This is a genomic window from Streptococcus sp. 79, assembly GCF_013277425.1.
Classification (GTDB): domain Bacteria; phylum Bacillota; class Bacilli; order Lactobacillales; family Streptococcaceae; genus Streptococcus; species Streptococcus pseudopneumoniae.
The window spans coordinates 1-8,856 of the sequence record NZ_VMMW01000085.1 but is presented as its reverse complement, the minus strand read 5'-3'; the positions used below and the strand labels follow the sequence as shown (position 1 = coordinate 8,856).

At 39.0% G+C, this 8,856-nt stretch carries 10 protein-coding genes and 1 pseudogene; 8 read left to right on the top strand and 3 right to left on the bottom strand.

Translation table 11 applies throughout. The features are described 5' to 3' along the window. The 5 genes and pseudogenes from HT729_RS09980 to HT729_RS09960 all read left to right on the top strand — a co-directional run. The coding region (locus HT729_RS09980) for a transposase (RefSeq protein ID WP_172931983.1) at positions 1–187 on the top strand (187 nt) is incomplete at its 5' end. 175 nt (positions 188–362) lie between these two features. Beyond that, positions 363–841, top strand: a pseudogene (locus tag HT729_RS09975) (DUF1919 domain-containing protein); the annotation flags it as partial. A gap of 101 nt (positions 842–942) precedes the next feature. Continuing rightward, positions 943–3,072 carry a Tex family protein gene (locus HT729_RS09970; protein ID WP_172931982.1) on the top strand — a complete coding sequence of 710 codons (2,130 nt, stop codon included), beginning with the start codon at positions 943–945 and terminating at the stop codon, positions 3,070–3,072. Continuing rightward, complete coding sequence (locus HT729_RS09965) at positions 3,059–3,508, top strand: SprT family protein (protein ID WP_023934011.1); 450 nt, start codon at positions 3,059–3,061, stop codon at positions 3,506–3,508. Before HT729_RS09970 ends, HT729_RS09965 begins: the two co-directional genes overlap by 14 nt. A 58-nt stretch (positions 3,509–3,566) precedes the next feature. After that, entirely contained in the window at positions 3,567–3,839 is a 273-nt protein-coding gene (locus tag HT729_RS09960) for a PspC domain-containing protein (protein WP_001085044.1), read from the top strand. Between the two features lie 47 nt (positions 3,840–3,886). On the opposite strand, the gene HT729_RS11790 is transcribed toward HT729_RS09960, so the two are convergent. Next, a complete protein-coding gene (locus tag HT729_RS11790) occupies positions 3,887–4,051 on the bottom strand; it encodes a hypothetical protein (RefSeq protein ID WP_000342996.1) in 165 nt (54 codons plus the stop codon). Between the two features lie 127 nt (positions 4,052–4,178). Continuing rightward, positions 4,179–4,370, bottom strand: coding sequence for a hypothetical protein (locus HT729_RS09955; protein ID WP_000680768.1), 192 nt, complete (start codon positions 4,368–4,370; stop codon positions 4,179–4,181). Between the two features lie 427 nt (positions 4,371–4,797). On the opposite strand from HT729_RS09955, the gene HT729_RS09950 reads away from it, so the two are divergent. Genes HT729_RS09950 through HT729_RS12210 form a run of 3 tightly spaced genes read left to right on the top strand, consistent with a single transcriptional unit; the run spans position 4,798 to position 7,756 of the window. After that, positions 4,798–5,556 carry an ABC transporter ATP-binding protein gene (locus HT729_RS09950; RefSeq protein ID WP_000173358.1) on the top strand — a complete coding sequence of 253 codons (759 nt, stop codon included), beginning with the start codon at positions 4,798–4,800 and terminating at the stop codon, positions 5,554–5,556. Between the two features lies 1 nt (position 5,557). Next, a complete protein-coding gene (locus HT729_RS09945) occupies positions 5,558–7,546 on the top strand; it encodes an ABC transporter permease (RefSeq protein ID WP_172931981.1) in 1,989 nt (662 codons plus the stop codon). A gap of 51 nt (positions 7,547–7,597) precedes the next feature. Beyond that, positions 7,598–7,756 (top strand): hypothetical protein, encoded by a 159-nt coding sequence (locus tag HT729_RS12210; protein WP_240164441.1) that lies wholly within the window; start codon positions 7,598–7,600, stop codon positions 7,754–7,756. A gap of 28 nt (positions 7,757–7,784) precedes the next feature. Here the strand turns inward: HT729_RS12210 and HT729_RS09935 are convergent, their stop codons facing one another. After that, positions 7,785–8,480, bottom strand: a complete 696-nt coding sequence (locus HT729_RS09935; protein WP_023934023.1) for a VIT family protein — start codon at positions 8,478–8,480, stop codon at positions 7,785–7,787. Positions 8,481–8,856 lie beyond the last annotated feature (376 nt).

Here is an 8,856-nt window from a genome sequence, read left to right as displayed (position 1 = left end):
CCCAAAGAACATTTTGGATGAACTCTGCACCAAAAATAAACCTTTTTTCTTACCTCTACCGCCATATTCACCGGATTTGAATCCTATTGAGCAAGCTTGGGCTATCTTGAAAAAGAAAGTAACAGATTTATTAAGGGAAGTCCCAACTATTTTTGAATGTTTGGAACGCTTTTTTAAAACTAAATGATTATATAATTGAAATAAGAAGAAAATCATTATCAGAAAATTATAGGAGGTAGTAAAATTGACTTGCTTAATCAGTGTTATTTTATTACATCAAGGAGATAAAAATAGTTTATTAGAGTCTTTATTAATAGTTGATAGACAAACATTTAAAGATATAGAAGTTATTATTGTAAAGCCAATATAGAACACCTTTTGTTGGTTTATTTATTCTTCCTGATGATTATTATAAACTTACAAAGGATTTTCGGTACTATATGGAACAAGAACTTGTTTTCGAAGAGGAACTTGTTTCACCGAGCTGGACCCATGAAGTTTATCCTTTGGGGCACTTAGGGGATATAGATATTCATTTTCTACATTATTCTAGTATTGAAGAAGCACGGACTAAGTGGGAAAAAAGAAAAAACGCATAAATTGGGATAATCTATATTTTAAATTTGATAATAAAGATTCAGCTAGTGAAGAAATTTTAAATAAGATGGATAATCTTCCTTATTCTAATAAATTAATTTTAGTCAATCGTCCATATAAAAATTTGAAAAGTCAATGTGTTATTCCAGATCAGGAACATCTTCCAGAACTGGCTATTATGTCTGATCCATTAAATACTTTTGATATCATGGCTTGGTTAAAAAAAGGTGGCAATGCTCTTTAAGTGCAAGTTATTGCGCTGTAGCATATAAATCTATTTCCTACATATTTTTTAAATGTTCTACGAGTTAATTTGAAACGTTTAGCTTGTGGTATAATAGATTTATGGATAAAAAATATGAAAAAATCTCTCAGGATTTGGGAGTGACGTTAAAGCAAATTGATACTGTTCTAAGTTTGACAGCTGAAGGGGCGACTATCCCCTTTATCGCGCGTTATCGCAAGGACATGACTGGTAGTTTGGATGAGGTGGCAATTAAGGCCATTATTGACTTGGATAAAAGTCTGACCAATCTCAACGACCGTAAGGAAGCTGTCTTGGCTAAAATTCAAGAACAAGGCAAGCTGACCAAGGAGTTGGAAGAGGCTATCTTAGCAGCCGAAAAATTAGCAGACGTAGAAGAACTCTATCTTCCATACAAGGAAAAGCGTCGAACTAAGGCAACCATTGCCCGTGAAGCTGGACTCTTCCCACTTGCTCGCTTAATCTTGCAGAATGTAGCGGACTTAGAGAAAGAGGCTGAAAAGTTTGTCTGTGAAGGATTTGCGACTGGTAAGGAAGCCTTGGCTGGTGCAGTTGATATTTTGGTTGAAGCCTTATCGGAAGATGTGACCTTGCGTTCCATGACTTATCAAGAGGTGCTGAGACACTCTAAACTCACTTCTCAAGTCAAGGATGAAAGTCTTGATGAAAAGCAGGTTTTTCAGATTTATTATGATTTTTCAGAGACGGTTGGAAATATGCAGGGTTATCGTACCTTGGCTCTCAATCGTGGGGAGAAGCTAGGTGTCTTGAAGGTCGGTTTTGAACATGCGACGGATCGTATTCTAGCTTTCTTTGCTGCTCGTTTCAAGGTGAAAAATTCCTATATTGATGAAGTCGTTCAGCAATCTGTTAAGAAAAAAGTCTTGCCTGCTATTGAGCGCCGTATTCGAACAGAATTGACTGAAAAAGCAGAAGAAGGGGCTATCCAACTCTTTTCTGACAATCTGCGCAATCTGCTCTTGGTTGCTCCTCTGAAAGGGCGCGTGGTTCTTGGATTTGACCCTGCCTTTCGTACAGGTGCCAAGCTAGCTGTCGTGGATGCAACTGGGAAAATGCTGACAACTCAGGTCATTTATCCTGTCAAACCAGCAACAGCTCGTCAAATCGAAGAAGCCAAGAAAGATTTGGCAGATTTGATTGGTCAATACGGTGTAGAGATTATTGCCATCGGAAATGGTACTGCTAGTCGTGAAAGTGAAGCCTTCGTGGCGGAAGTTCTTAAAGATTTTCCAGAAGTCAGCTATGTTATCGTCAATGAAAGTGGTGCTTCTGTCTATTCTGCTAGTGAATTAGCTCGTCAGGAATTTCCAGACTTGACCGTTGAAAAACGCTCTGCTATTTCTATCGCCCGTCGTTTGCAAGATCCTCTTGCGGAATTAGTCAAAATTGATCCTAAGTCAATTGGTGTCGGTCAATACCAACACGATGTCAGTCAGAAGAAACTATCTGAGAGTCTGGACTTTGTTGTCGATACAGTGGTTAACCAAGTTGGTGTCAATGTCAATACAGCTAGCCCAGCTCTTCTTTCACACGTAGCTGGACTCAACAAAACTATCTCTGAAAATATTGTCAAATACCGCGAGGAAGAAGGAAAAATCACTTCACGCGCCCAAATCAAGAAAGTTCCTCGTCTGGGAGCCAAGGCCTTTGAGCAGGCTGCTGGTTTCCTTCGTATCCCTGAAAGTAGCAATATCCTTGATAATACAGGAGTTCACCCAGAGAATTACACTGCAGTTAAGGAACTCTTCAAACGTTTAGATATTAAAGACCTAAACGAAGAAGCCCAAAGCAAACTCAAGTCCCTTTCAGTCAAGGAAATGGCTCAAGAGCTAGACCTCGGTCCAGAAACCCTTAAAGATATCATTGCAGATCTTCTCAAACCAGGTCGAGATTTCCGTGATTCCTTTGACGCACCTGTGCTTCGCCAAGATGTCCTAGATATCAAAGACCTAGTGGTAGGTCAGAAGCTAGAAGGTGTTGTGCGTAACGTTGTTGACTTCGGTGCCTTCGTTGATATCGGGATTCACGAGGACGGCTTGATTCATATTTCTCATATGAGTCGCAAGTTTATCAAACACCCTAGTCAAGTGGTGTCAGTTGGAGATTTGGTGACCGTTTGGGTCAAGAAAATTGATACTGAACGTGAAAAAGTTAATCTGTCGCTCCTCGCTCCAAATGAAACTGACTGATTATGTCAAGCAGGTTTCGCTAGAAGACTTCGGCAGACCTTTTATCCATCAAGTCCAGTGGAATTCTCGTCTACGTTCGACAGGTGGGCGATTTTTCCCAAAAGATGGGCGTTTGGATTTCAACCCAAAGGTTTATCAGGAACTGGGTCTGGATGTTTTTAGGAAAATTGTCCGACATGAACTCTGTCATTATCACCTCTATTTTCAAGGGAAGGGCTATCAACACAAGGATCGGGATTTTAAGGAACTTTTGAAAGCAGTGGATGGATTACGCTTTGTACCAACCTTGCCAAATAGCAACTCCAAGCCTATCAGGATCTATCGTTGCCAATCCTGCCAGCAAAGTTATCAGCGCAAACGAAGTATTGATACTAAACGCTATCGCTGTGGAGTTTGTCGAGGAAAGTTGCTACTAGTAAATCAGCCTGAGGACTGATGAAAGCCGAGCCTACCCGTGATATACTATGTCTAACCTAGCAGAAAGAGGAAATATCATGAACAGTAAGTTTTATAAAATGAGACGAAATCGCATGATTTCAGGAGTTTTAGCAGGTCTGTCAGACAAGTGGAACTTTGATGTTACCCTTGTACGTTTTCTGTTTGCCATTTTTACAGTCGCAAACTTTGGACTTGGGGTGATTATCTATATCATCCTAGCTTCTATCATGCCAACCAAGGAAGAAATCGAAGCAGAAATGTACGGAACAGGCCCACGTAAACGCAAAGAAGCTCAAGCCATTGACGATAATGAAGGCTGGTTTTGGTGAGGTTTTACAAAAGATTTGGAATACGCAAAAAGCTTTAAATCAATAGTCTAAACTGCTTGATTTAAAGCTTTTTTACTTTTATACTCAATAAAAATCAAAGTGCAAACTAGGAAGCCAGCCGCAGGCTGTAATTTAGTCGGCAATGTGAAGTTGATATAGTTTGCACTTTGATTTTTGAATAGTATTAATAATATTTCGCCAGCTTCATCCACAAACTATAGTGGATTGGAACTAGAATAGGACACCTATACTTCTAAAAAATTGTTAGAAATCGATTTGACTGTCCTGTTCTTATTTCATTTTACTATAAAAGCAGTAATTTAAACGCAGTTTTTTAATCTATTTTTCATGCTGAGACAATACATTTTTTGAAAAATGATGGATGCTGATAACAACTGATAGCCAGCAAATAGCATAAGCAGTAGCTGTAAATTCTGTACCGATAAAGTATGTTTTTTCAACTAAGAGCTGACCGATGAATGGAGAGAGGAGATAGAGAAGTCCGATGAGTATATGTTCTTTGTGTTTCATTAAAGCGCACCTTCTTTCCTTATAGGTTGAACGACTTGCAAGTGTTCAATTTAATGGTATGTTATCTAGGTAAGCTTACTCAAATGTTAGTTCCCGCTTCCTCCTTTCCAAAGTAAGCCTTTTCACACGTATATTTTACAATTTTAAAAATAGGAAATCAAATCATTTTATAAGTAATTTTACCTATATTTCCCCCAATCTTACAAAAATGTAAGATTAAAGTCTTTTTTGTAAGGTTAGGTTATGGCAAGCAGTCTTTTTTTGATGTAAACTAGACTCATAAAGAACAAAGGAGTAACATCATGAAACAAATCTTACAGAAGAAAACAAGAAAACCAAGCCACAAAGATATCGAGCGCGTTCAGCTGGGATGCGCTATGATGCAAGCAACATTTCATTTGATGGGATATTAAGAAAGGAGATTCTCATGACACTTTTAGATGTAAAACACGTTCAAAAAATTTATAAAACTCGTTTTCAGGGCAACCAAGTAGAGGCCCTCAAGGATATTCACTTTACCGTGGAAAAAGGTGACTACGTTGCCATCATGGGTGAGTCTGGTTCTGGTAAATCAACTCTTCTCAATATCCTAGCTATGCTGGATAAACCAAGTCGTGGACAGGTTTACTTAAATGGAACTGATACCGCAACCATTAAAAATTCACAGGCTTCTAGCTTCCGTCGTGAAAAATTAGGCTTTGTCTTCCAAGACTTTAACTTGCTAGATACTTTGTCTGTTAAGGACAATATCTTGCTTCCGCTTGTCTTGTCAAGAAGACCCATTACGGAGATGATGAAGAAATTGGTGGTGACAGCTGAGAATCTAGGCATCAACCAATTGCAAGAGAAGTACCCTTACGAGATTTCAGGAGGGCAGAAACAGCGTGTAGCAGTAGCCCGTGCCATCATCACAGAACCTGAAATTCTCCTTGCGGATGAGCCAACAGGTGCCCTTGATTCCAAGTCCTCTGCAGCTCTTCTTGATGTTTTTGATGAAATCAATGAGCGCGGCCAAACCATTCTCATGGTAACCCACTCCACAGCAGCAGCAAGCAGAGCCAAGCGCGTACTCTTTATCAAAGACGGCATTCTTTACAATCAAATCTACCGTGGAGAAAAGACAGAGCGTCAGATGTTCCAAGAAATCTCTGATACCTTGACTGTCATGGCAAGCGAGGTGAATTAGTATGTTTCGATTAACCAATAAGTTAGCGGTATCGAACTTGATTAAAAACCGCAAACTCTACTATCCTTTTGCGCTGGCTGTTCTCTTGGCAGTCACTGTCACCTATCTCTTTTACTCTCTAACCTTCAATCCCAAGATTGCTGAAATCCGTGGAGGAACAACCATTCAGGCTACACTTGGATTTGGTATGTTTGTCGTCACCCTTGCGTCAGCCATTATCGTCCTTTATGCCAATAGTTTTGTCATGAAGAACCGTTCCAAGGAACTAGGAATTTATGGCATGTTGGGCTTGGAGAAGCGTCACCTGATCAGTATGACCTTTAAGGAGTTAGTGGTATTTGGGATTCTAACTGTTGGAGCGGGTATCGGTATTGGAGCCTTGTTTGACAAGTTAATTTTCGCTTTCTTGCTCAAACTGATGAAATTGAAGGTTGAGCTGGTCGCTACCTTCCAAATGAATGTTGTCATTGCAGTACTTGTTGTCTTTGGATTGATTTTCCTAGGGCTCATGTTCCTGAATGCCCTTCGAATCGCCCGTATGAATGCCCTCCAGCTCTCGCGTGAGAAAGCAAGCGGAGAGAAAAGAGGTCGTTTCCTACCTCTCCAAACTATTCTTGGTTCGATTAGTTTAGGGATTGGCTATTATCTTGCCCTTACGGTAACCGATCCTCTTACAGCCCTAACAACTTTCTTCCTAGCTGTTTTGCTGGTTATTTTTGGTACTTATCTATTGTTTAATGCAGGGATTACAGTCTTCCTACAAATCTTAAAGAAAAATAAGAAATACTATTACCAACCTAATAACCTCATCTCTGTTTCCAACTTGATTTTCCGTATGAAGAAAAATGCGGTTGGACTAGCAACCATCGCTATCTTGTCAACAATGGTTTTGGTAACCATGTCAGCAGCGACAAGCATTTTCAATTCCGCAGAATCCTTTAAAAAAGTTCTAAATCCTCATGATTTTGGGGTTTCAGGACAAAATGTTGAAAAAGAAGATTTAGACAAACTCTTGAGCCAGTTTGCAAGTGACAAAGGTTATAAGATTAAAGAGAAAGAAGTGATTCGTTATACTTACTTTGGTGTTGCAAACCAAGAAGGAAATAAGTTAACACTTTTTGAAAAAGGACAAAATCGTGTCCAACCCACAACAGTTTTCATGGTATTTGACCAAAAAGATTATGAAAATATGACTGGTCAAAAACTGTCTCTATCAGGAAATGAGGTCGGACTCTTTGCAAAGAATGAGGGAGTTAAAGAACAGAAAACTCTAACTCTGAATGATCATCAATTTTCTGTAAAAGAAGAATTTAATAAAGATTTTATTGTCAACCATGTCCCAAATCAGTTTAATATTTTGACTGCTGATTACAATTATCTTGTTGTACCTAATTTACAAGCCTTTTTGGACCAATTCCCAGATTCGGCTATCTATAATCAGTTTTACGGCGGTATGAATGTAAGTATCAGTGAAGAAGAGCAACTCAAAGTCGCTGAAGAATATGAAAAATACCTCGATCAATTTAATGCTCAATTAAACACGGAAGGTAGCTATGTTTATGGTAGCACTCTAGCAGATGCTAGTGCTCAGATGAGTGCCTTCTTTGGCGGTGTCTTCTTTATTGGTATTTTCCTATCCATTATCTTTATGGTCGGAACTGTTCTGGTCATCTACTACAAACAAATTTCTGAAGGCTACGAAGACCGTGAACGCTTTATTATCTTGCAGAAAGTTGGTTTAGATCAAAAGCAAATCAAGCAAACCATCAACAAACAGGTTTTAACTGTTTTCTTCCTTCCTTTGCTTTTTGCCTTCATACATCTAGCCTTTGCCTACCATATGCTTAGTCTGATTTTAAAAGTGATTGGTGTAATAGATACGACTATGATGTTGATTGTGACCTTGTCTATCTGCGCTATCTTCCTCATCGCCTATGTGTTGATTTTCATGATTACTTCAAGAAGCTATCGCAAGATTGTGCAAATGTAAAAAAAGATACCTCGACTTCAAAATCGAGGTATTTCTTGTATTTTATACTCAATGAAAATCAAAAAGCAAACTAGGAAGCTAGCCGCAGGTTGCTCAAAACACCGTTTTGAGGTTGCAGATAGAACTGACGAAGTCAGCTCAAAACACTGTTTTGAGGTTGCAGATAGAACTGACGAAGTCAGTAACATATATACGGCAAGGCGAAGCTGACGTGGTTTGAAGAGATTTTCGAAGAGTATTAAATACTGAAAAGTTGTCCGAGTAAGAAGGTAACGCCCATAGTTAAGAGACCAATAGCAAGGTTCCGAATCATAGCTGTTTTGGTTGGGGCTTTTCCAAGTTTGGCACTAGTATAACCAGTGAGAAGAAGGGCCACACCGACGATAAGGACAGTAACAGGGATGCGGTATTCACTTGGGAAAATGGTCACTGAGAGCATTGGAGGCAAACTTCCAAGGAAAAAAGAAATAAAGCTAGAGATGGCAGCATGCCAAGGATTGGTAAACTCTTCATACTCAATACCGTATTTTTCCTCTACCAAAGCCTTGAGTGGATTATTTAAAAAGGCTTTGTTAGTCAAAAGTTGAGCAGAGGTTTCGCATTCTCCATTTTGGATATAGGCAGCATAGAGGGACTTTTTGGCTAGTTCCATATCTTGGTCTAGCAAGAGCTGCTCACGCGCAACGGCTGCTTCCTCAGTATCTTTTTGAGTTGAAACGGATACATATGCTCCACCAGCCATTGAAAAGGCACCAGCTAAGATAGCTGCAAATCCTGATAAAAAGATAATCCAGATATTGGTCGTGGCACTAGCAACTCCGATAACCACACCAGCAATGGAAATAATCCCATCATTGGCACCAAGAACACCCGCACGCAGGATATTTAAACGACCTGCAAAATTTGAATCGATTTCGTGATTTGTTTCTGACATACTATTCTCCTTTTTATCCAGTATAAAGGAAAGAGGTAATGAAATCAATCTTTTAAAAGTATCTGAAAAAAGTTGCACGATTTTAATGATATAAAAATATCGACATCTTCTCTGATAGATCAAACACCGAAGGTAAAGAGTATAGAATAGCATAAAAATTTTAAATTAAATAGGATAAACATTTTGTTCACTTTATAATCGTTTACAAGAGAATAATGAGTATTAAATGAAAGTTCTATAATGAAGTTAGCCACCCAGCCCTCCTAAAAATTAGATGTTTTAACTAGCTTATAGCTAGCCCTCGATTTCATTTGATAAGAGGCTTGATGCTGTTAGGCTGACAAGCCAAGGCTAAGATTAGCCTTGGTTTAGCTGA